At 66.4% G+C, this 21,406-nt stretch carries 20 protein-coding genes; 8 read left to right on the top strand and 12 right to left on the bottom strand.

Features of this window, described 5'->3' with window-relative positions; translation table 11 throughout:
* Positions 1-5 precede the first annotated feature (5 nt).
* Complete coding sequence (locus ACYQML_RS05495) at positions 6-812, top strand: hypothetical protein (RefSeq protein WP_461234949.1); 807 nt, start codon at positions 6-8, stop codon at positions 810-812.
* Between the two features lie 38 nt (positions 813-850).
* Here ACYQML_RS05495 and ACYQML_RS05490 read toward each other — a convergent pair whose 3' ends face one another.
* The 3 genes from ACYQML_RS05490 to ACYQML_RS05480 are packed head-to-tail and all read right to left on the bottom strand — an operon-like array spanning position 851 to position 4,399.
* Positions 851-1,453 (bottom strand): DUF1254 domain-containing protein, encoded by a 603-nt coding sequence (locus ACYQML_RS05490; RefSeq protein ID WP_461234948.1) that lies wholly within the window; start codon positions 1,451-1,453, stop codon positions 851-853.
* A complete protein-coding gene (locus ACYQML_RS05485; RefSeq protein WP_419953257.1) occupies positions 1,450-2,133 on the bottom strand; it encodes a DUF1214 domain-containing protein in 684 nt (227 codons plus the stop codon). The genes ACYQML_RS05490 and ACYQML_RS05485 overlap by 4 nt, the downstream gene beginning before the upstream one ends.
* 37 nt (positions 2,134-2,170) lie before the next feature.
* Positions 2,171-4,399, bottom strand: a complete 2,229-nt coding sequence (locus ACYQML_RS05480; protein WP_461234947.1) for a transglycosylase domain-containing protein — start codon at positions 4,397-4,399, stop codon at positions 2,171-2,173.
* 351 nt (positions 4,400-4,750) lie between these two features.
* Here ACYQML_RS05480 and ACYQML_RS05475 point away from each other — a divergent pair, with 351 nt between their 5' ends.
* Complete coding sequence (locus tag ACYQML_RS05475) at positions 4,751-5,233, top strand: YcgN family cysteine cluster protein (RefSeq protein ID WP_018045819.1); 483 nt, start codon at positions 4,751-4,753, stop codon at positions 5,231-5,233.
* Between the two features lie 16 nt (positions 5,234-5,249).
* On the opposite strand, the gene ACYQML_RS05470 is transcribed toward ACYQML_RS05475, so the two are convergent.
* The 3 genes from ACYQML_RS05470 to ACYQML_RS05460 all read right to left on the bottom strand — a co-directional run bounded on the left by ACYQML_RS05470 (position 5,250) and on the right by ACYQML_RS05460 (position 6,982).
* Entirely contained in the window at positions 5,250-6,026 is a 777-nt protein-coding gene (locus ACYQML_RS05470) for a creatininase family protein (RefSeq protein ID WP_461234946.1), read from the bottom strand.
* Positions 6,027-6,114: 88 nt separating this feature from the next.
* Positions 6,115-6,552 (bottom strand): CsbD family protein, encoded by a 438-nt coding sequence (locus ACYQML_RS05465; protein WP_461234945.1) that lies wholly within the window; start codon positions 6,550-6,552, stop codon positions 6,115-6,117.
* A 217-nt stretch (positions 6,553-6,769) separates the two neighbouring features.
* Complete coding sequence (locus ACYQML_RS05460) at positions 6,770-6,982, bottom strand: CsbD family protein (RefSeq protein WP_056251411.1); 213 nt, start codon at positions 6,980-6,982, stop codon at positions 6,770-6,772.
* A 329-nt stretch (positions 6,983-7,311) separates the two neighbouring features.
* Here ACYQML_RS05460 and oxlT point away from each other — a divergent pair, with 329 nt between their 5' ends.
* The 4 genes from oxlT to ACYQML_RS05440 all read left to right on the top strand — a co-directional run bounded on the left by oxlT (position 7,312) and on the right by ACYQML_RS05440 (position 12,111).
* On the top strand, positions 7,312-8,619 hold the full coding sequence (gene oxlT / locus ACYQML_RS05455) for an oxalate/formate MFS antiporter (RefSeq protein ID WP_461234944.1): 1,308 nt from the start codon (positions 7,312-7,314) through the stop codon (positions 8,617-8,619).
* Between the two features lie 3 nt (positions 8,620-8,622).
* The gene (locus ACYQML_RS05450) at positions 8,623-9,399 is read left to right on the top strand and encodes a fumarylacetoacetate hydrolase family protein (RefSeq protein ID WP_461234943.1); all 777 of its coding nucleotides are present in this window, start codon (positions 8,623-8,625) and stop codon (positions 9,397-9,399) included.
* Between the two features lie 48 nt (positions 9,400-9,447).
* Entirely contained in the window at positions 9,448-10,458 is a 1,011-nt protein-coding gene (locus ACYQML_RS05445) for a ketopantoate reductase family protein (protein WP_461234942.1), read from the top strand.
* 117 nt (positions 10,459-10,575) lie between these two features.
* Positions 10,576-12,111: an acyl--CoA ligase gene (locus tag ACYQML_RS05440; RefSeq protein WP_461234941.1), complete on the top strand. Its 1,536-nt coding sequence runs from the start codon at positions 10,576-10,578 to the stop codon at positions 12,109-12,111.
* Between the two features lie 144 nt (positions 12,112-12,255).
* Here ACYQML_RS05440 and ACYQML_RS05435 read toward each other — a convergent pair whose 3' ends face one another.
* A complete protein-coding gene (locus ACYQML_RS05435; protein ID WP_056430889.1) occupies positions 12,256-13,404 on the bottom strand; it encodes a sensor histidine kinase in 1,149 nt (382 codons plus the stop codon).
* Positions 13,405-13,739: 335 nt separating this feature from the next.
* Between ACYQML_RS05435 and ACYQML_RS05430 the strand changes: the two genes are divergently transcribed.
* Positions 13,740-14,048, top strand: coding sequence for a hypothetical protein (locus ACYQML_RS05430; RefSeq protein WP_461234940.1), 309 nt, complete (start codon positions 13,740-13,742; stop codon positions 14,046-14,048).
* Here the strand turns inward: ACYQML_RS05430 and ACYQML_RS05425 are convergent, their stop codons facing one another.
* The 4 genes from ACYQML_RS05425 to ACYQML_RS05410 all read right to left on the bottom strand — a co-directional run bounded on the left by ACYQML_RS05425 (position 14,049) and on the right by ACYQML_RS05410 (position 19,636).
* The gene (locus tag ACYQML_RS05425) at positions 14,049-15,908 is read right to left on the bottom strand and encodes a potassium transporter Kup (RefSeq protein ID WP_156467876.1); all 1,860 of its coding nucleotides are present in this window, start codon (positions 15,906-15,908) and stop codon (positions 14,049-14,051) included.
* A gap of 264 nt (positions 15,909-16,172) precedes the next feature.
* Complete coding sequence (bioD, locus tag ACYQML_RS05420; RefSeq protein ID WP_461234939.1) at positions 16,173-16,871, bottom strand: dethiobiotin synthase; 699 nt, start codon at positions 16,869-16,871, stop codon at positions 16,173-16,175.
* A 1-nt stretch (position 16,872) separates the two neighbouring features.
* Positions 16,873-17,646 (bottom strand): ferredoxin--NADP reductase, encoded by a 774-nt coding sequence (locus ACYQML_RS05415; RefSeq protein WP_056454539.1) that lies wholly within the window; start codon positions 17,644-17,646, stop codon positions 16,873-16,875.
* A gap of 361 nt (positions 17,647-18,007) precedes the next feature.
* Positions 18,008-19,636 carry a methyl-accepting chemotaxis protein gene (locus ACYQML_RS05410; protein ID WP_461234938.1) on the bottom strand — a complete coding sequence of 543 codons (1,629 nt, stop codon included), beginning with the start codon at positions 19,634-19,636 and terminating at the stop codon, positions 18,008-18,010.
* A gap of 312 nt (positions 19,637-19,948) precedes the next feature.
* Between ACYQML_RS05410 and ACYQML_RS05405 the strand changes: the two genes are divergently transcribed.
* Positions 19,949-20,134, top strand: coding sequence for a hypothetical protein (locus ACYQML_RS05405; protein ID WP_461234937.1), 186 nt, complete (start codon positions 19,949-19,951; stop codon positions 20,132-20,134).
* 244 nt (positions 20,135-20,378) lie between these two features.
* Here the strand turns inward: ACYQML_RS05405 and ACYQML_RS05400 are convergent, their stop codons facing one another.
* The gene (locus ACYQML_RS05400; protein ID WP_461235676.1) at positions 20,379-21,314 is read right to left on the bottom strand and encodes a ring-cleaving dioxygenase; all 936 of its coding nucleotides are present in this window, start codon (positions 21,312-21,314) and stop codon (positions 20,379-20,381) included.
* Positions 21,315-21,406 lie beyond the last annotated feature (92 nt).

Below are 21,406 nucleotides of genomic sequence, written 5' to 3'. Positions count from 1 at the left end.
GCGCGATGCCGGCGTCCCATTCCGTCAGCTCCACCCGACGCCCAGTCCGGACCACAACCGCCGCCGCGCTTCTGCTGTTGGGAGGCTGCGCTCAGAAGGGTGATTTCGGCCGTCCGGCCCCGAGCGCGTGGAACAGCCTCGTGGCATCCACCGGCACCGTGGCCGCGCATTACCGCAACGAGCCGGCCTCGTATTTCCCGCTCACGGATGACGAGCGCACCCTGCGTGACCGGGCCTGGCGCTTCCTGATGCCGGCAGCCGAGAACGAGGCCTTCACCGACGCCCTAGCCAATCTCACCCGCACCCGCGTGCTGCCGCCGAGTTGGCGGAACGATGACGTCGCCAGCTATCACGCGGCCCTGGTCGCGGAGCCCTTCCGCTCGCCCGTTTCGCGCTATCGTCGCCTGTCGGACGACATCACGGCGGATGGGCGCCTGATCCCACTTTTCGTGGCTACGGCCGCGCGGGTGGCGAATGCCGATACCCTGCGCCTGCGCAGCCTGCCCTTCGTGAAGAGCCTGGACGACGAGAGCATTCGGCAGGCCGCCATGCGGGTCGCCGAGAACCGCTGCCTCGTGGCCTGGGTCCGGCTGGAGACGGGGGTTCGAGCGGAACGTTACCGCTACGCCCTGCAGCATCTCCTCGTGGAGGTCCCTTCGGTCGAAGCCGTCTCGGTCGAGCGCAGCCTCGCCGGCCTCGACGGACGCCGGGTGATGCTCGACCCGCTGCTTCCGGCGGAGGCCGAGGCGCGCTGCGGATTGGTGGCGGCCCCGGAGGCCGAGGCCGCCCGACCCATCGTCGCGAAGTACTGAATCAGGGCTGCCCGTCCGGAGAGGATGGGGGCCGGCCATCAGCCGCCGGATTTCGCAGCGTCCTCGGTCGGGCTGTCGATGGTGCAGGAAACGGCCTGAACCGCCTCGTTCGCCGCATGCCGCTGGCTCGGAAGGGCCGCGACCACGCGCACCACCACGAAGCCCTCCCGCTCTGCGGCGACGATCCGCACGTCGCGGCTCACATCGTTCTCGTCCTCGTTGGCCAAGGCTTCGTCGTATTGGGCGCGGGTGAGGATCACGAGGTCGAGGGCGCCGCGCACCGCCGCCTGGTCGGTGACGGCGTAGAAGGCCCCCCGCCGGCCATGAACGGCCAGGGACAGCATCAGCGCGCCGGTCCGTGCCGAGACCCGCATCGGACCCTCGGCGAGGTTGTAGGCGCAGATCCCCACGGCGACGGAGGGATCGGGAATGGGCAGCCACGCCTCGGCTGGAGCCGGGTTGATGCCGGTGGCCAGAGTGTAGACCGGCATCGCGTGATCGAGCGTCTCGCTGGTGCGTGCCTTCGTCAGCGCGTCGGATTCCGACAGGCTCGGGATCGCCAGCACGACGACGATATGCACCAGCCCGGCCAGGACGAGGCCGGCGAGGGTCGCGAGAAGGAAACGGCCGGTCGGGTTCATTCCGCGCATTCCGTGCGGGAGATCGTGGGAACCGCGGATCGCTCCACCGTGCCGGCGCTGGCCGCCACCGGCGTATCGTAGAGGCGGAGCGCCAGCCGCACCGGGCCGGCAGCGCGCGGCATGGGCAGCCAGTTGCCGGGCTGGACGTCCGGGGCGAGGACGATGGAAAAGCGCCCGTCCACGTCGCGCAGCACCTCTGTGGAGGTGAAGCCTTCGCGCATCACAGGCCGGTCGGGGTCACGCTTGCCGCGCCCGGCGACGGTGATGGTCCAGGCCCGTGCAGGAGGCGTCGCGCCGGCGATCCGGTAGGTGCAGGTGGCATTGAGGGCGCGGCCCTCGTCGTCCTGGGAGGCGGTGAGAAGCAGGCCTTCCCCCACCGCCAGGGGAATCTCCCCACGTCGGGCATTCACCGCGCGGGCATACGGATCGGCGCCGAGCGAGCCCGTGCGCGGCCAGGCGATCCAGCTCCCCACCGAAACGCCGCCGAACGGATAGCCGCCCCGCGTGGCATAATCCGCCGTCGCCAACCCCAAGCCCGCGCCGAGGGCGAGCGTATAGAAGACGAGCCCGACGCGGGACGTCCGGCGCAGGACGGCCCGAAAGGCGCGGCTTCCCCGGCCAGCGACGCCCGCGATGCCCGGCATCGCGCCGGACCGGGCAGGGTGATCTGTGGTGCTCATGCGGCGGCTGACATCCTGGGGCCGTTGGACACCGTCGCTACGGAATGCCAATGCGGCCGCCGACCGGGCGGGCGCCATCGGCGACGGCGCCCGTGGTCTCCCCAGCGGCGGCGCGGGCGCCGGCGGGCGTCCCCGCCTCCACGGTGCGGAACAGTCCGTTCATGCTGCCGATGACCTCGAACGAGCGCCGCGAGAGCTTGCCGGCCGCACTGGCGGCGGCGTTGGGTGGTGAGGACGACCCGGCCTGCGCCACCGGCCGCGTGTTCTCCTTGAGGCCCGGCATCGCCTTCAACTCGATTCCCTGGTGAGCCGTTTCCATCACGTCGTGCCAGGCCATGGCGGGCAGCGAGCCACCGGTCATCTTGTTGGTGGAGGTGGAATCGTCGTTTCCGAACCAGACGGCGCCCACGTAATTGCCGGTATAGGCCACGAACCAGGCATCCTTGTAGGCGTTGGTCGTCCCGGATTTACCCGCGACCTTGATGCCGTCGAGCTGCGCGCGACGGCCGGTCCCCTCCTCCACCACCTTGTTCAACATGAAGTTCATGTCGGCCACCACCTGGGGGGAGAGGATCTGCTCGGGCTTCTCGTCGGCATGGCGGTAGATCACCTCGCCGGAGGAGTTCTTCACCTCCATGGCCGCGTAGGGCTTAGCCTTGCGGCCGCCATTGGCGAACACCGCATAGGCTGCCGCCTGATCGATGACGTTCACCTCCGCCGAGCCGATGGGAAGCGAGACGGAATCGGTGAGCGGGGTGGTGATGCCCATGCGATGGGCCATTTCGATGATCTTGGCGCGTCCGGCCTTGGCAGCGGGGAAGTCGCCCTTGATGCCGATGGCCTTGCCGAGTGCGACCGAGATCTGGATCGGGATCGTGTTGATGGATTTCGCCACCGCCACGGTGAGGTTGGTGGCGCCGGAGAACGAGCGGCCGTAATTCTGCGGGCACCAATTGCCGAGGCAGATCGGCCGGTCGACGACCCGGGTGTCCGGCCTGTAGAGGCCGGCGGCGAGACCCGCCGCATAGACGTAGGGTTTGAACGACGAGCCCGGTTGGCGCAGGGAATCGGTGGCCCGGTTGAACTGGCTCTCGCCGTAATCGGCCCCGCCGACCATGGCGCGCAGCGCCCCGTCCGGATCGAGGATGACCATGGCAGCCTCGTCCACGTCGTACTGGTCGCCGTACTGACGCAGGATGTTCTCCACCGCCTGGTCGGCACGTTTCTGGATACCGATGTCGAGGGGCGTCTTCACGATCAGCACGCGATCGCCGCGCAGCTTGCCGGCATCCGCCATGCCCTTGATCTCGCCGAAGGCCCAGTCGAGGTAGTAATCGGCGGTGATGTCGCGGGTGCGGGTCACCGGCGTCGCCGGGTTGCGCAATGCCGTCTGGATCTGACCTTCGGTGACGAAGCCAGCTTCCACCATGTTGTGGAGCACGTCCACCGCGCGGGCGCGGGCCGCCGGCAGATTGACGTGCGGCGCGTATTTTGTCGGCGCCTTGAACAGGCCGGCCAGCATCGCGGCCTCGGCGAGGCTCACGTCCTTCAGGGGCTTGGCGAAATAATAATCGGCCGCCGCAACCGCGCCGAAGGTGCCGCCGCCCATATAGGCGCGGTCGAGATAGAGCTTGAGAATGTCGTTCTTGCTGAGATGGCTCTCGAGCCACAGCGCCAGGAACGCCTCGTTCACCTTGCGCTCCAGGGAGCGCTCATTGGTGAGGAACAGGTTCTTGGCGAGTTGCTGGGTGATGGAGGAGCCGCCCTGCGTGTTGCCGCCGCCGCGCGAGTTCGACACGAGAGCGCGCGCCGTGCCGATCGGGTCGATCCCCCAATGCTCGTAGAAGCGCCGGTCCTCGGTGGAGACCAGCGCCTTGATCATGCTGTCGGGAAAGTCGTCGAGCTTCAGCGAATCGTCGTGCTTGATCCCGCGCCGCCCCACCTCGACGCCGTAGCGGTCGAGGAAGGTGACGGCGAGATCCTGCTGCTTCAGCCAGTTCTCGCTGGTGAGGTTGAAGGCGGGTTGCGCGAGGGCCAGCATCAGAACGGCGCCACCGGTCCCGAGCGTCACCGCTTCGCTGGTGAGATCGAGGGCGACACGCTTCCAGCCGCGCACCGAGAAGATCTGCATGCGTTCCTGGAAACGCTCGTAGGTCTCGGCGGTGGAGCGGCCGCTGTCGTACAGGCTCGCATTCACCCAGGCATCGAAGCCGAGGGCGGCGTGTTTCAGGCGCGTCAGAAGCGAGGTGGCTTTGGGCAGGCGCACGACGTGATCTCTGTCCCTCAACGCACGGCCGGCACCGCTCACCGATGCCGCAGGTCAAGCACTACCAAGCTCCGCGCGTCTTCGCGAGGCCCGGCAATCCACACCACCCGCCCTTCGGCAGGGGAAGAACGCGGACGGCCCGCACCATAATGCGTCGGAAAGCGAAAACGTCGCGACGTCGGCGAGAATAACCCTTCGTCAACCTTGATCCGGGAATGGGGCGCGGAGGTGGCGCGGCTTGCCGATCAGGCCCACATGCGTCAAGGAGCCTGCGCGCTCCGCCCTCCGTTTCGAACCCCGAAGGTGCTCCCGATGAGGGACCGCACATCCCCCCTCCTTGCCCCGGACCCAATGGCACCCGAGCCATCGAAGCCGTTCTGGCGGGAGAAGACCCTCGACGAAATGTCGTCGTCCGAGTGGGAAAGCCTGTGCGACGGCTGCGGCCGGTGCTGCCTGCTGAAGCTCGAGGATGACGATACCGGCGAGGTCTACCATACCGATGTCGGCTGCACCCTACTCGACGGGCTCGCCTGCAACTGTCGCGATTACGTCAACCGCCAGAGACGGGTGCCCGATTGCGTCCGCCTGACGCCGGAGGCGGTCCGCACCATCCCGTGGCTGCCACCGACCTGCGCCTATCGCCTCGTGCGCGACGGCCAGGATCTCTATCCGTGGCATCCCCTCGTCTCAGGCCGTCAGGCCAGCGTCCACGAAGCCGGCATCTCGGTGCGCGGCCGGATCTCGGGCAACGAAGAGGAGTTCACCACCGACGAACTCCTCGACCAGATCGTCACCTGGCCCGGCCGCACCCCGGAGACCGAGGACGAGGATTAGGCGCCGCGAAGGCGCCTCACGGATCGAGACGGAAGCGATCCACGTCGCGCAGGAGATCGAGGAAGGCTCGCGCACCGTGATCGAGGGCCGCGAGGCCGGCTTCGCGCGTGCCGAGAGTCGCGTTGCCGATGGCACCCGAAGGATGGAGGTCCTGCGACTTCCAGGCGAAGGCGGCTGGGCGGCCGGCGCGCAGGTGAGTGAAGTCGCGCTCCATCGCGACTGAGCGAGGCTCGAAATCGGCTATGGCCTGCCGACGCACCGCATCGGGTTTCAGCGCCAGCATCAGCGCCGTCTCGACGGCGCCGGCATGGATGCCATGTCTGATTTCGTCTTCGGGAAAGAGGCCCGGCGGGTAGCCGAACCGGCTCCAGGCCGTGGTGACGGCGAGCATGCCGAGACTGCGCAGATCGCTCGCCACGAGGTCGATGAGACCACTATTGCCGCCATGGGAGGTGACGATGGCGAGCTTGCCGCATCCAGCGCGATGGAGGCTGCGGCCGATCTCGCCCCAGGCTCGCAGGGCCGTCTCGGCCGTGAGGGTCAGCGTACCGGGAAACGCATCGTGCTCGTCCGATTTGCCGACGCTCTGGACCGGCAGGACCAGGATGTCGAGGTCGCTCGCATCGAGTTCGGCCAGCTTGGCGAGATAGCCTTCGGCGATGGTGACATCGGTGGACAATGGAAGATGCGGGCCATGCTGCTCCACTGCCGCCACGGGGAGGATGGCGATGGAGTGGCCGATGGCGGATTCGATCTCGCCGGTCGTGAGATCGAACCAGTTCCGCACCGCCATGGTCGTCGTGTCCCTCGCGACCCCGCGCCGCCAGGGTGGTCTTCTAGGCCGAATAGGCCCTCACAAGAAGGGTGTCCGGATCTCGGACTCACCGCGAGGGGCGCAACAGCCATCCGAGCCCGAAGGCTGCCGCCGCCACGAGGGCGAGCGTGACGGCCTTGTTCTCGTCCGCCCGAGCCGCCACCGCCCGGCCGTGCCGCACGGCTTCACCCCGGTAGTGACGGCCGCGGCGCTGAGCTTCGTCGGCGAGCGCATACCCACGGTCGGCGATCGCTTGGCGACGCTGCTCGGCTTCGTCGGCCAGGGCATGGGCGTGGGAGCTCGCCTCGCCGATGAAGCGTTCGCCATCGCGGCGCAGGTCGTTCACGGTGTCGCGTGCTTCGCCATACGCGTATTGCGCTGCGCCGGCGGCCTGATCGTATGCGCCTTCGACCTGCTGGCGCGCGCGGCCCGTCACAGCGCCGATGGCCGTCTTGCCGCGACCCTGTAGATTGCGGACGCCACCGTCGAAATGATCTCTGTTCATGGACACATCTCCATTCGCGAGCCGATGGAAGGGCGTGGGCCCGATCCATCCTGCCGTCGCACCGATCCGGGCGTTGGCCTTGATTCGGGCTCCCGGTCCAGGCTCTCGGAATCGTTATTCGGGCTTTGATTCTGTCTCAGCCGGACGTCGCATGGACGTCGATCTACGGTGAGGGGAGAGATACTCCCCTCACCGGACTGGCCATCGGGCCGGATCGTCAGATCTTCTTGACGGCGTCGGCAGCGCTCTGAGCCGCGCCCTTGATTCCGTCCTTGGCGTCGCCCACGGTCTTCTGGGCCTCACCCTTCAGTTCCTGTGCTTTGCCTTCGGCCTGCAGCTTCTCGTTGCCCGTGGCCGAGCCGACACCCTGCTTGATGTTGCCGACGGCTTCGTTGGCGAGACCCTTGATCTTGTCGGTGGTGCTGCTCATCGAAATGATCCTCATGATCGCTCGGGGAGGCCGGGACGCGGCATGCGCCGGGCACCGCGAAGTCGAAAGCCGAACGATAACAATTGCTGAAATGTTCCGATTCGAGGCCGTGGAATTGTACGATTCCCGACTGATCCGGGCGAGGAACTCCGCAGCTGAGCACTGACGTGAAGTTAAAGGCCTCCGCAGCAAGAGTTTGAATTTTTTATACGCGTGATCCAAATTTTTTGTTTCGGCTTGCGACGCCATTGCCAGCAAAGTTTCTTGAATTCAAAATATTCCCGGCTAGAACTCGGCAAACAACAGATGAGACACCGAGGAAGACGGTCATGACCGTTCGCGCCGCCATCCCACGTTCGGGCGGGACCACCCATCCGACCCTGGGCACGGTGTCCGCACCGCCTTTCGGGCGCTGGGGTCAGCTTGTGATCGGCGTGATCTGCATGGTGATGATCGCCAACCTGCAATACGGCTGGACGTTCTTCGTCCCCGACATCCAGAAGAAGTTCGGCTTCGACCGGGCGGCGATCCAGTGGGCCTTCACCCTGTTCGTGCTGTTCGAGACCTGGCTGGTCCCGATCGAGGGCTGGTTCGTGGACAAGTACGGCCCGCGCGTGGTCGTGCTGTTCGGCGGCGCGCTCTGCGGCATCGGCTGGGTCATCAACTCCTACGCCGCCTCGCTCAACATGTTCTATCTCGGCCAGGTCGTGGCCGGCATCGGCGCCGGCGCCGTCTACGGCACCTGCGTCGGCTCGGCCCTGAAGTGGTTCCCCGACAAGCGGGGCCTGGCCGCCGGCATCATCGCCGCCGGCTTCGGCGCCGGCTCGGCGCTGACCGTCGCCCCGATCCAGTGGATGATCGCCGACCACGGCTTCCAGGCCGCCTTCTTCAACTTCGGCATCGGCCAGGGCCTCGTCGTCTGCGCGCTCGCCTTCTTCTTCACCTCGCCCAAGAAGGGCCAGGTGCCGGAGGTCGTGGCCAACGCCAACATCATCCAGACCCGGCGCAACTACACCCCCGGCGAAGTCGCCCGCCAGCCGATCTTCTGGCTCATGTACTTCATGTTCGTCATCGTCGGCGCCGGCGGCCTGATGATCACCGCCAACCTCAAGCCCATCGCCTCCGATATCGGCGTCGACAAGGTGCCCGTCACCATCATGGGCATCACCATGGTGGCCATCACCTTCGCGGCCACCATCGACCGCGTGCTCAACGGCCTGACCCGCCCGTTCTTCGGATGGGTCTCCGACAAGATCGGCCGCGAGAACACCATGTTCATCGCCTTCGCCATGGAAGGCTTCGGCATCTACATGCTCTACCTCTGGGGCCACGACCCGCTGTGGTTCGTCCTGCTCTCCGGCTTCGTGTTCTTCGCCTGGGGCGAGATCTACTCCCTCTTCCCCTCCACCTGCACGGACACGTTCGGCACCAAGTTCGCCGCCACCAATGCCGGCCTGCTCTATACCGCCAAGGGCACCGCCGCCCTCCTGGTCCCGGTCGCCAACTACCTCCAGCAGGCCACCAACAGCTGGGACGGCGTCTTCCTCGTCGCCGCAGGCGCCAACATCCTCGCATCCCTCCTCGCCATCGGTGTGCTCAAGCCCTGGCGTGCCCGTATCGTTGCCCGGAGCATCTGAACCATGGCCCGCTGGATCGGATATCTTCACGACGGACGCGCCGGTTTCGGCCGCCTCGACGGAGAGCAAGTCACTGTCCACGAGGGCGACCTGTTCGACGCGCCCCGGGCCACGGGAGAGGTCCTGCCTCTCGCCGAGGTGGTCCTCGACCTGCCCTGCCGGCCGAGCAAGGTCATCGCCCTGTGGAACAACTTCTCCGCCATGGCCGAGAAACAGGGGCTGACCCCTCCGGTCGCTCCGCTGTTCCTGCTGAAGCCGGCCAACACCTATCGCCCGAGCGGCGCCGAGATCGCGGTGCCGGATTGCGCCGATCGTATCCTGTTCGAGGGCGAGCTCGGCATCGTCATCGGCAAGGTCGCGGGGCGGAGCGCGCGCGACCTCACACCGGACGAGGCGGCCGACCACATCTTCGGTTATACCTGCGTGAACGACGTGACCGCGCTGGAGATCCTGAAGGCCGATCCGAGCTTCGCCCAATGGACGCGCTCCAAGGGACTGGACGGGTTCGGTCCCTTCGGCCCGGCCATCGCCACCGATCTCGACCCCGCGGCGCTTTCGGTGAAGGTGCGGGTGAACGGGCGCGAGCGCCAGACCTATCCCCTCTCCGACATGATCTTCCGCCCGCACGAGATCGTCGCCATGATCTCGCGGGGCATGACACTGGAGCCCGGCGACGTCATCGCCTGCGGCACCTCCAACGGTTCCGGCCCGATCCCGAAAGGCGCCACGGTCGAGGTGGAGATCGAGGGGATCGGAATCCTGTCGAACCGCTTCTCCTGAGCCGCACAGACCAGACCGACACGACATCCAGACAATGAGGATACCAGCATGAGCATCGTGATCGTCGGCGCAGGCGCCATCGGCGGATTTCTGGGGGTTCGCCTCGCGAATATCGGCGAGGACGTCACCTTCATCGCACGCGGGGCCAATCTCGATGCCATCCGCTCCAACGGCATGCGCCTGATCGAGGAGAACGGCTCCGAGATCCACGTGAAGAACCTCAAGGCCACCAAGTCCATGGAGGAGGCCGGCGTCCACGACGTGGTGCTCCTCACCGTGAAGGCGCATCAGGTCGGGCCGATCGCGGCCGATCTGCACCACCTCATCGGCCCCGATACCATCGTCGTGACCATGCAGAACGGCATCCCGTGGTGGTATTTTTCGGGTGGCCATGGCGGCGAACTCGCCGGGACGCATTTGGAAACCGCCGATCCGGGCCGGCTCATCGCCGAATATCTCGACCCGAAGCATGTGATCGGCTCGGTGGTCTATCCGGCGGCCGTCCTCACCGAGCCCGGCGTGGTCCAGGTGATCGAGGGCCACCGTTTCGGTCTCGGCGAACTCGACGGCTCCATGAGCCCGCGGGTCCAGGCCCTGGCTCAGCTCCTGATCAAGGCGGGCTTCCGCGCGCCCGTCACCAGCGACATCCGCGCGGAGATCTGGCTCAAGCTCTGGGGCAATCTCAGCTTCAACCCGATCTCGGCGCTCTCGCACGCGACCCTGGTGGATATCTGCCAGTTCCCGGAGACGCGGGCGCTCGCCGCCGACATGATGCGCGAGGCGGAGACCATCGCGAACAAGCTCGGCATCACCTTCAAGCTCGGGATCGAGCGGCGCATCGCCGGGGCCGAGAAGGTCGGCGCGCACAAGACCTCGATGCTGCAGGACGTGGAGGCCGGGCGGCCGATCGAACTCGAAGCCCTCGTCGGCTCGATCATCGAACTCGGTCGTCTCACCGACACCCCGACCCCGCATATCGGCACCGTCTATGCCCTGATGCGGCTGCTGTCCCAGAGCCTCGAACGGGCGCAGGGGCGCCTGTCCATCGCGACGGCCTGACCACCGTTTCCCCGGCGGTCGCCCGCGACCGCCGATCCGCGTGAACATGTGCCGCTCCCCATGCGGCGGACCGCCTTCTCCTCCCCGAAGGCAACTGACGATGAGGACACAGCTACCATGGCCGAGACCGCAACCACCCTGCACGCGCTGATCCAGGCGGGCGCCGACGAGGCCACCGCCCTGTCGAGCCCCGGCGGCGTTCCCCTGACTTTCGGAGCCCTGCGGGCGCTCACGGAGAGAACGATCGCTTCTCTCAACGCGCAGGGCATCGGCCGTGGCGACCGGGTCGCCATCGTGCTCGACAACGGCCCGGAAATGGCCGCCGCCTTCATCGCCATCGCGGCGGGCACCACCTCGGCGCCGCTGAACCCTGCCTACAAGGCCGACGAGTTCGAGTTCTACCTGACCGATCTCAACGCCAAGCTGCTGGTGGCGGCGGAAGGCTCGCAGAGCCCGGCTGTCGCGGTGGCCGAGAAGCTCGGTGTGCCGGTGGTGCGTCTCACCCCGACGCCTGAACAGGGCGCGGGCAGCTTCACTCTTGCCTTCCCCGCCGGAACCGTGACGCCGGCCGCCAATGGCGGCCCGGCCCATCCCGACGATATCGGCCTCGTGCTCCACACGTCGGGCACCACGTCGCGCCCGAAGATCGTCCCGCTGAAACAGTCGAACGTCTGCGCCTCGGCCCGCAACATCCGCACCACCCTCGCCTTCACGGCCGAGGATCGCGGGCTCAACATCATGCCGCTGTTCCACATCCACGGCCTGATCGCCGGCATCCTGGCGCCACTCTCGGCCGGAGGTCAGGTGTGCTGCACCCCGGGCTTCAACGCCCTGAAGTTCTTCGGCTGGATGAGTGAGGTCCGCCCGACCTGGTACACGGCGGTGCCGACGATGCACCAGGCGATCCTCGGTCGCGCGGCTCGCAACAAGGAAATCATCGCGGCCAACCCGCTGCGCTTCATCCGCTCCTCCTCCTCCTCGATGCCGCCGCAGGTGATGAAGGAGATCGAGGACGTGTTCGGCGCGCCGCTACTGGAAGCCTACGGCATGACCGAGGCCGCCCACCAGATGGCCTCGAACCCGCTGCCGCCCCGGCCGCATTATGCCGGCTCCGTGGGCATCGCCGCCGGCCCCGAGATCGCCATCGTCGACGAGGATGGCGAGCCGCTGCCCGCCGGCGAGACCGGCGAGATCGTGATCCGCGGCGACAACGTGATGGCGGGCTACGAGAACAACGAGAAGGCCAATGCCGACGCCTTCACCAAGCAGGGCTGGTTCCGCACCGGCGACCAGGGCACCCTCTCGCCGGAGGGATATCTCTCGATCACCGGACGCCTGAAGGAGATCATCAATCGCGGCGGCGAGAAGATCTCCCCGCGCGAGGTGGACGAGATCCTGATGGACCACCCGGCCGTGTCGCAATGCATCACCTTCGCGATGCCGCACGACAAGCTCGGCGAGGACGTGGTCGCCGCCATCGTCCTGCGCGAGGGCCATGACGTCCTGTCGGAGAAGGAGCTGCGCGGCTTCGCCTCGGAGCGCCTCGCCCCGTTCAAGGTGCCGGCCAAGATCATCTTCCTCGAGGAGATCCCCAAAGGCGCGACCGGTAAGCTCCAGCGCATCGGCCTCGCCCAGAAGCTCGGACTGGTGTGAAGACGGGAGCCTTCCGGCCCGTACTCGGGAAAGACCTCCTCGGAAAACCGTCCGGGGACCACCTGCCTTCAGACGACTTGCCTCCGATGCCCCGTCACGATCGCTCGTGACGGGGCTATGGTGGGTAAGCGTCGCTCGCGTACCCTATGATGGTAGGACCATCCTGAGGGAGAAATGCGCGCCCTTCACATCGGGCGCCACGGTGAGCGGACCGCCGAGTTGGCGGCCGAGATTGTTGATGATGCGCATGCCGAGGCTCGCGCTCCGGGCCTGGGTCGGGTCGAACCCGTCCGGCAGACCGGCGCCATCGTCGGCGACGCCGATGACGAGGCCCCCCTCCTCATGCGGACGGGCGGTGACCCGGATTTCGCCCTCGCCGTCGGGATAGGCGTATTTGATCGCGTTGGTGACGAGCTCGTTGACGAAGAGCCCGAGCGGAATCGCGAGATCGGCCGGAATGTCGAGACGGACCGCCTCGCAGCGAATGACGTTGCGCCGGGCGCTCTCCTGAAGCTTGCCGCAGAGCGCTTCCAGGAAGCCCGAGACATCGATGGCGCCGAGGGTCGGCTGGCGCCATAGCTGATCGTGAACCGCGGCCACGGCCTCGACGCGGGTGCGCGCATCGACCAGGGCTTCCTTCACCTTCTCGTCGTCCGAGCCGCGAGCCTGCAGGGCCAGGAACCCGGCGACCACCGCGAGGCTGTTCTTGACCCGGTGGCTCATCTCGCGGGACAGGAGGTCCTGCCGTTCCAGGGCCGCCTTCAGCCGCGCCTCGCCGCGCTGACGCTCGATGGCGCCGCCGAGAAGATTGGCGAAGCCCTGCATGAAGGCGATGTCCGCCTCCTCGAACTTGCCCTCGCGGGTGTCGTCCACTTCGAGCACCCCATAATGCCCGTCGCGGTTGGCGATGAGCACGTTGATGGCCCGCTTGATGCCGTGATCGGCCATGATCTGCGGCGTGCGAAACCGGGTCTCGACCTGAAGATGATTGGAGATGACCGGCTGGCCGGTCTTCAAGGCGTAACCCGCCGGGGATGCCAGATCGGCCCCTATGATGGCCTTGCCGACGACATCGTCCTTCCAGCCGACACCGGCGCAGATCAGCAGGCAATCCTGCTCTCTGGAATATTCCAGAGCCTTGCAGAACTCGGCCTTCATGCCTTCCGCGCAGAGCTCGACGGCGCGATGCAGCAAGGGCAACAGCTCGGTGGCACGCAGGGCCTCGACGCCGAAATCCGAGAGCAGGGCCTGCTGACGCAGACGCAAGGCCAGGGCGGGTGAGACATCGGTCATGGAAGATGGTCCTGCGACCGGCTGGATAGATGAGAAGAACGCCATCTGGTCTGTGCGGTGCCGTGAGGCAGGATGCAAGGGCGGCGGGGGTAACTCACGTGAGGGTGGCGTGGGGAGGACCGGATTGGCGGCAACGCTTCAGCAGCGGCCAGCGCAGGCGGAGGATATCGGAGGAGCAAAGCAGATTATATAATAAGTACTTATAAACAAACCTGTTTGAGCTTGAGCGCATGACTTGAGATTATTGCCTGAACAAGAAAATTTCGCTAACTGCCCCGAAAAACCGGCGTCGAAAGCACGGTGTTCAGCCGGTACAACCGATGGGAGGATGCGAGATGTTCGACGAGACAGTTGCCCGTGCCGTCCTCGTGGCGATGGCACTCCTGGTTTCCGCCCCGGCGCAGGCTTTGTCGATGAACGACCCGCTGACGGAATGGACCAAGGGCACGGCCATGGACCGGATGCAGATCGCCTCACGTCTCGGCAAGTCGTTCAACAGCATCAGCGAAAGCTTCACCGCCGGGTACTTCCTGAAATGCATCGATGACGTCGCCGCCTACGGCAACGCCAAGGCGGCGAAGATCGAGGATGCCATGCGCGAATGCGTGGCGGCGCGGATGCCGCGCAGCCCCGACGCCGAATAGTCAGATCTCGATTTCGGTGCCCACTTCCACGAGTTGGCGGGTGGGGATGCAGAACTGCGCGCCGGTGGCCTCGGCGTTGCGCAGGAGGAAGGCGAAGATGGTCTCACGCCATGTCGCCATGCCGCGCTGGTCGCTCTTCGGGATGATGGTCTCGTGGCCGATGAAGATCGTCAGGTCGTCGAGGAACTCCTTCGGCAGGGTCCCGCATTCGACGGCGCATCGCAGCCCGTCGGGAATCGAGGCGTCCTCCATGAAGCCGTAATGCAGGACGAGGCGGAAGATATCCGGGGTGATCTCGGTCACCTCGGCGCGCTCGGTCCGCGGCACGCTCGGCGCCTCCTCGTAGAGCGCAGTGACGAGCAGGATGCGCTTGTGCAGGGCATGGCTACGCTCGACGAAGCGCGACAGGTGGAGTGGAATCCCGCTCGTGGCCGAGGACAGGAAGGCCGCGTTGCCCGGCAGGGTGATCGGCGGCTTGCGGCGCAGCTGCTCGATGAACTCCGCCTCGGGCTGCCGCAACGTCGCGCGGGCCTCCTCCACCAGGATGTTTCCCTTGCGCCAGGTCAGCATCAGGAAGGCGACGAAGCCGGCCAGCACCAGGGGAAACCAGCCGCCCTCGAACAGCTTCACGCTATTGGCACCGAGGAAGACGAGGTCGATGGCGAGGAAGAAGCCGTTGACGGCGAAGACCGCGACGGGGTTGTAGCCCCATTTCAACGCCACCAGGGCGGCGAGCAGGGTGGTGATCGCCATGAGCGACGACACGGCGATGCCGTAGGCGCCGGCCAGCTTGTCGGATGAGCCGAAGGTGAGGACGGCCGTGAGGGTCGCGGCCGCCATCAGCCAATTGATCACCGGGACGTAGATCTGCCCGCGCTCCTCGCGTGCCGTGTGGATCACCCGCATGGGCGGCAGGAATCCGAGCTGGATCGATTGCTGGGTGAGCGAGAACACGCCCGAGACGATGGCCTGCGAGGCGATGACGGTGGCCAGCGTCGCCAGCGCGATCAGCGGATAATAGGCCCAGTCCGGGCTCAGGCGGTAGAACGGGTTCTCGATCGCGTCGGGCTCCACCAGCAGAAGCCCGCCCTGGCCGAAATAATGGATGACGAGGGCCGGCAGGACGAGACCGAACCAGGCGATGCGGATGGGTCTGGCGCCGAAATGGCCGAGATCGGCATACATCGCCTCGCCGCCAGTGACGGCGAGAAAGGCCGCGCCCAGCATGGCGAAGCTGACATGCCAGCCCGCATGGACGAGGAAATCCACCGCGCGCCAGGGGTTGAGAGCGCCGAGGATCTGAGGCGCATGCCAGATGCCGCCGAGGCCCAGCAACGCGAGGACGATGAACCACACCACCATTACCGGGCCGAAGATGCGGCCGATGAAGGCGACGCCCTTGCTCTGGACCAGGAACAGCCCGACCAGGATCGCGATCGTGATCGGCAGGACGAGATGATCGAGCCCGGGGGCCGCCACCTTGAGGCCTTCCACGGCGCTCAGCACCGAGATTGCCGGGGTGATCGCGCCGTCTCCGTAAAGCAGGGCCGCGCCGATGAGGCCGACGACGAGGAGCGCGGCCTGCCGCGTGCCCGGCTTTGCATGGCGGGCGCCGAGCAGCGCCAGCATGGCGACGATGCCGCCCTCCCCCCGGTTGTCGGCCCGCAGGATCAGCACCGCGTATTTCAGCGAGACGATGAGGATCAGCGCCCAGAAGATGAGCGATACCGCGCCGACGACCGCGATGGCGGCCGGTGGGCCGCCTCCGCTCGCCGCCCGCACGGCCTCCTTGAACGCGTAGAGGGGGCTCGTTCCGATATCGCCGTAGACGATGCCGAGCGCTCCGAGGAGGAGGGGCAGACTGGCACGGGGCGCGACGCGCGCGTCCGTCGGCGCTCCATGAGCCGTTTCCTGGTGGGCCAATGGAGTACTCCTTGCACGGACAAGCCGAAGACGCTGGCATCCGCCGGATCGAACCCGAGTGTATCGAACCTAAGGGTAACGGACGGGCCGTCCATGGTGTATGGCCCCGCATCGCACAAGTGACGACATCGTGCGCGGTCCCTGGGCGAATCCCCGGCGGGTCGAGACAGACTCGCCGTTTCCGGAACGCTGGCGCCGTCGTCAGGCGGTAGGGTTTAACGAGCCGGCCCGTACCAGCCGCGCCAGAGCCTCCGGGCACTCGCCGTCGCGGGCGATGCAGACGACCGGAACCGGCACATGGCGGGCGATGGCGTCGGCGACCGTCTCCGGCGACGTAGGAGCGCCGAGGCTTTCGCAAACGACGACGGCAAGCAGCCGCTGGCCGTGGCAGCGCAGGGTCTCCGCCGCCGTCAGCGCGTGGCTGATCGCCCCGAGATAGCTGCCGGAGACGAGGATCGTCGGCAGGGCCAGGGCCTTGAGCCAGTCGAGGCCCGTCGCCTCCGACGTCACCGGGCTCATCAGGCCGCCGACGCCTTCGATGAAGAGGATCGCCTCCGGGGCGCCCCCCTGGAGCCGGGCCTCGCACCAGCTCACGAGCTCGAAAAGGCTCAGGCTCCTCCCTTCGCGGGCGGCGGCGAGATCGGGGCTGAGCGGCGCCGCAAAACACCAGGGCGAGCAGGCCTCCACCGTCTCGGCCGTCAGCGGCATCCCCTGTGCGTCCAGCAGGATCGCCGTGTCGCTCTCACGAAATGCCGGATCGCCGAAGGGCGGGACACCGCTCGCCAGAGGCTTCAGGGTCGAAACGGCGCAGCCCTGCGCGCGCAGGGCGCGCGTCAGGGACGCGGTGACGTAGGTCTTGCCGATCTCGGTGCCGGCGCCGGCGACGAAGACGGTGCGCACGTCACTTCTCGACGAAAGCCTTCTCGATGACGTAGTGGCCGGCCTCACCATGGTTGCCTTCCACGTAACCGCCGCTGGTCAGCATCTCGCGGGTGTCGCGGATCATGTCCGGCGAGCCGCACAGCATGAACCGGTCGTTCTCCACCGACATCGGCGGCAGGCCGATATCCTCGAACAGCTTGCCGGAGGTCATCAGGTCGGTGATCCGACCGCGGTTGCGGAAGGGCTCGCGGGTGACCGTGGGGTAATAGATCAGGCCGGCGGAGATGACCTCGCCGAGGAACTCGTGGTTGGGCAGGTCCTGCGTGATCGTCTCGCCATAGGCGAGCTCCGAGACCTGTCGGCAACCATGGACGAGAACAACCTTCTCAAAGCGCTCGTAGGTCTCCGGGTCCTTGATGATCGACATGAACGGCGCGAGGCCGGTGCCGGTGCCGAGGAGATACAGGTTCTTGCCCGGCATCAAATTATCGAGAACCAGCGTCCCGGTGGGCTTCTTGCCGACGATGATCGGGTCCCCAACCTTGAGGTGTTGTAGCCGAGAGGTCAGCGGGCCGTTCTCGACCTTGATCGAGAAGAACTCGAGTTCTTCCTCGTAATTGGCCGAGACTACGCTGTAGGCGCGCAGCAGCGGACGGCCCTCGACTTCGATTCCCATCATTACGAACTCGCCGTTGCGGAAGCGGAACGCGGGGTCACGGGTGGTGCGGAAGGAGAACAGCGTGTCGGTCCAGTGATGGACACTCAGTACACGCTCCTCGTTGAACTTGCTCATCGACGGGTCCGTCTCAAACTTCGCTTGCGAATCTCGGCCTTCAGCCGGGTCTTCTCGCACCTGCGGCACGCCCGTCAAGGCATAGCAGGCGCGCAGGCAGCGAAACCGCCAACTGTCTGGAATTGCTCTTACTTGAGGGCGGCGATGCCTCGGGCGATGCGACCTCGTCCCGATTCCTTCTCAGGATCTTGCGGGAACGCGGGTGGGAAGGGGCATTCGCGGGGCTCCCATGCCCTCACCGGGGGGGAGGGAGAGTGTCCGCCCAAGGCGGCGGGCTGCATCGCGACGCATGCCGCCCGCCTCATCGAGAGGCGGGCGGCGCTGATAGTCCTCGACCGGAGAAGGGCGATCGGCCCTCGGTTCAGGCGGCGCGCACCGTATGCAGGAACTTCTGCACTTCCGCGCTCAGCCGCTCCGCTTGCCGTGCGAGTTCCGACGAGGCGGTGAACACTTGGCTGGCGCCGGCGCCGGTCTCCTGCGCCGCACGGGCAACGCCGGTGATGTTGGCGCTGACCTCGCCGGTGCCGATCGAGGCTTGTGCCACCGAGCCCGCGATCTCCCGGGTCGCGGAATCCTGCTGCGCGACCGATGCGGAGATGGCGGCGGCCGTCTCGTCGATCCCGTGGATGGTCGAGGAGATCCCGTCGATGGCGCTGGCTGCCTGGCGGGTGGAGGATTGGATCGCCCCGATCTTCGCGGAGATTTCCGTCGTCGCCTTGGCGGTCTGGTTCGCGAGCTCCTTCACCTCGGAGGCCACCACCGCGAAGCCCCGGCCCGCTTCTCCGGCCCGCGCAGCTTCGATCGTCGCGTTGAGAGCGAGGAGATTGGTCTGACCGGCGAGGTTGGAGATGAGGTTCACGACATCGCCGATGCTGGCGGCGACCTCGCGAAGTTCCGACACCGCCAGTGCGGTCTGCTCCGCCTCACGGACGGCGGCGGCGGTCATGTCCGCCGAACGTGCGACCTGGCGACCGATCTCCGCCACCGAGGCGCCGAGCTGCTCGGCCGAACCGGCCACGGCGGTGACATTGGCCGAGGCTTCCTCGGCGGCAGCCAGGACCGCGCTGGACTGGGCCGACGTCTCCTCGGCGGAGGCCGTCAGCTGCGAGGCGGTAGCCTGCATTTCGGTAGCCGCAGCGGACACCATGCTCACGATCCCGCCGACTGCTGCCTCGAACTCGTCGGCGAGGCTATGCATTCCGGACTTGCGCTCCGTCTCCGCGACGAGGCGCAGGCGCTCGGTTTCCGTCTCGAGGGCGCGGTTGCGGATCATGCCGTCCTTGAACACCTGCACCGCCTCCGCCATGGCGCCGAGTTCGTCCGTGCGCGTCCGGTCCGGAATCGCGACCTCGACATCGCCTGCGGCTAGCCGGTTCATCGCGCCCGTCATTCCGCGGATCGGCCGGGCGACAGTGACCATCGAGAAGAGGGCCGAACCGAGTTGAAGGAGGATCGCCACGCCACCGATCACGAGACCCACGAGGGTGGCGGTTTCCACGGCAGCGGTCGACGACAGCCGCGCCTCGTCCGCGAAGCGCTGCGCATTGGAAAGCGATTGCTCGATCGCGGCAAAGGCCTTCCCGCGGGCGATGTCCCGTTGTGCCGTCGCCGCCTCTAGGGCCGCCGCGTCGGTTCTCTTGCGACCCTGATCGTACGTGATGGTGGACGCCGACTTGAGGACGAGATCCGTGAACTGCGCCAGCGCAGTATCGATATCCTTGAGGACGTCGGGTTTCAGGGCGATACGGATCGGTGTCTTGAGTCCCTCATGGGCGGACTCCAAGCTCGTCCGAATTCGGTTAACGCCATCCTTGTAGGCCTCTTCCGTTTCGGACAGGCGCACGTCGCGGAAGGCGACCTGAATCCGGGACTGTGCGAGTTGTGCGTTCTTGATGCCGTCGAGGATCGTCTGCTCTCGGCCAAGGGCTTCGATAGAGCTCGTGATCCGCTGGTTTCCCATCCACTGGTTGGCGACCAATCCGACCGCCATTAGAATGCCAAGGCCTGAGAAAAACCCTAATTTCTTCGCGATCGACAACTTGAACATCGTTCAGCCTGAGTTCCGATGGGATGGGAGAATGTCGGAGGCCTTTTCACTGCTCTTGCCGACGGGAGGTTTCGCCTCCGATGTGCGTTATCGCCAATACGGGATAAATATTTCTTAATTCGATCGTCTTTTCAGGCGAGTACTGTCTTTATAAAAATTAATTCGATAAAACAGACTAAAACTTCGGGCCGATGCTATTCCCGCTGGGATCCCGCCGCCCATTCCAGACTCGGCCGGTTCGGGGAAAGGAGGATCATGCTCACCGGCATGATGTATCCGTCAGTAAGCCGCCAGAGCTGGTTCGATCCGCTCGACAGAGTTGATCTAAACGAAGCGGGAATCATTGCCGAGCGGGATGGACGTTCGTTAATCTGGATGCAGCAGCCGCGCAGGGCCATCTATTCGTTGCTTCGCTCAAATAGCATAGCGCCGACGAAGTGATTGCTGGTGACCCGGTTGAGGGAAATTGACGGCGACGCGGGCGATCGACAGCCGTCCCCGCTTCCGTCATCTGCCTAAGCAGTTCGCCTTGGACCGCCAAAGCTTCACCTCACTTCGGCCTCTGAACTGTCGCGGGTTCGATGACGCAGTACCCGCGACCACTCTCGTTGAACCCTCCTAGCCGAAACCGATCCGCGTCGGGGTTCGTCTTATGCCGTGCATGTTCGGGGTAATAGTCCTTCAATTAAAGAGGCTTCAGCCCGGCTTCGATCTCGGCGCGGCGTCCTTCGAGGAAGGGCGGCAAGGACAGGCGCTCGCCCAGGGCCTCCAGCGGCTCGTCGGCGGTGAAGCCCGGACCGTCGGTGGCGATCTCGAACAGGATGCCGTTGGGCTCGCGGAAGTACAGGCTTTTGAAATAGTAGCGGTCCACCGGGCCGCTGGAAGGCATGCGGCGCTGTTTCAGCCTGTCGGCCCAACCTGCGTAGTCCGCATCGGGGACGCGGAAGGCGACGTGGTGGACCGCCCCCGCTCCCTGGCGCGCGGGCGGCAGGTCGGGTTGGGCGATGAGGTGAAGCTCGGCACCGGCGCCACCGTCCCCCATCTGCCAGACGCGGACTTCGCCTTCCGGCAATTCATAGGTGCGGGATTGGCTCATCCCCAGCACGTCGGCCAGAACCGCCTCGGTCGCCTCGATCCGCGCAAGGCTCAGACGGATCGGCCCCAGACCGCGGATCTGCCGCTCTACCGGCACCGGGCTGGCGGGCCAGGGATGGGCATCTCCCGCGCCACCGTCATCCACCAGCATCAGGCGCTGGCCTTCCCGATCCTCGAAATCCAGGGTGAGGCGACCGTCGCGCAGGACGGGCTCCTCGTGGATCACGCCGTCTCGCGCGAGATGCTCGCGCCACCAGGCGATCGTGCCCTCCCCCGAGACGCGGAACGCCGTCCGGACGATGCTGTCGGTGCCCCGGCGCTCGGGTGGCGCCGGCCAGTCGAAGAAGGTCATGTCGGTGCCGGGCGAGGCGACGCCGTCGGCGTAGAACAGGTGGTAGGCCGAGACATCGTCCTGATTCACCGTCTTCTTCACGAGCCTCAGCCCGAGGCTCCGCGTGTAGAAGGCCGCATTGTCGGCGGCCCGCGCGGTGATGGCGGTGAGGTGATGAAGTCCGGTGAGGTGCATCAGCCTGTCCTTCGAATGACGAGGGTAAGCTGACATGGGTCATCCGACGCCGGAATGCGATGCCCCTGCGTACCATCCGCGAAGGGAGCGTG

The sequence above is a fragment of the Methylobacterium sp. CM6244 genome (genome assembly GCF_054817885.1).
This window is presented reverse-complemented; position numbering and strand designations above follow the sequence as displayed.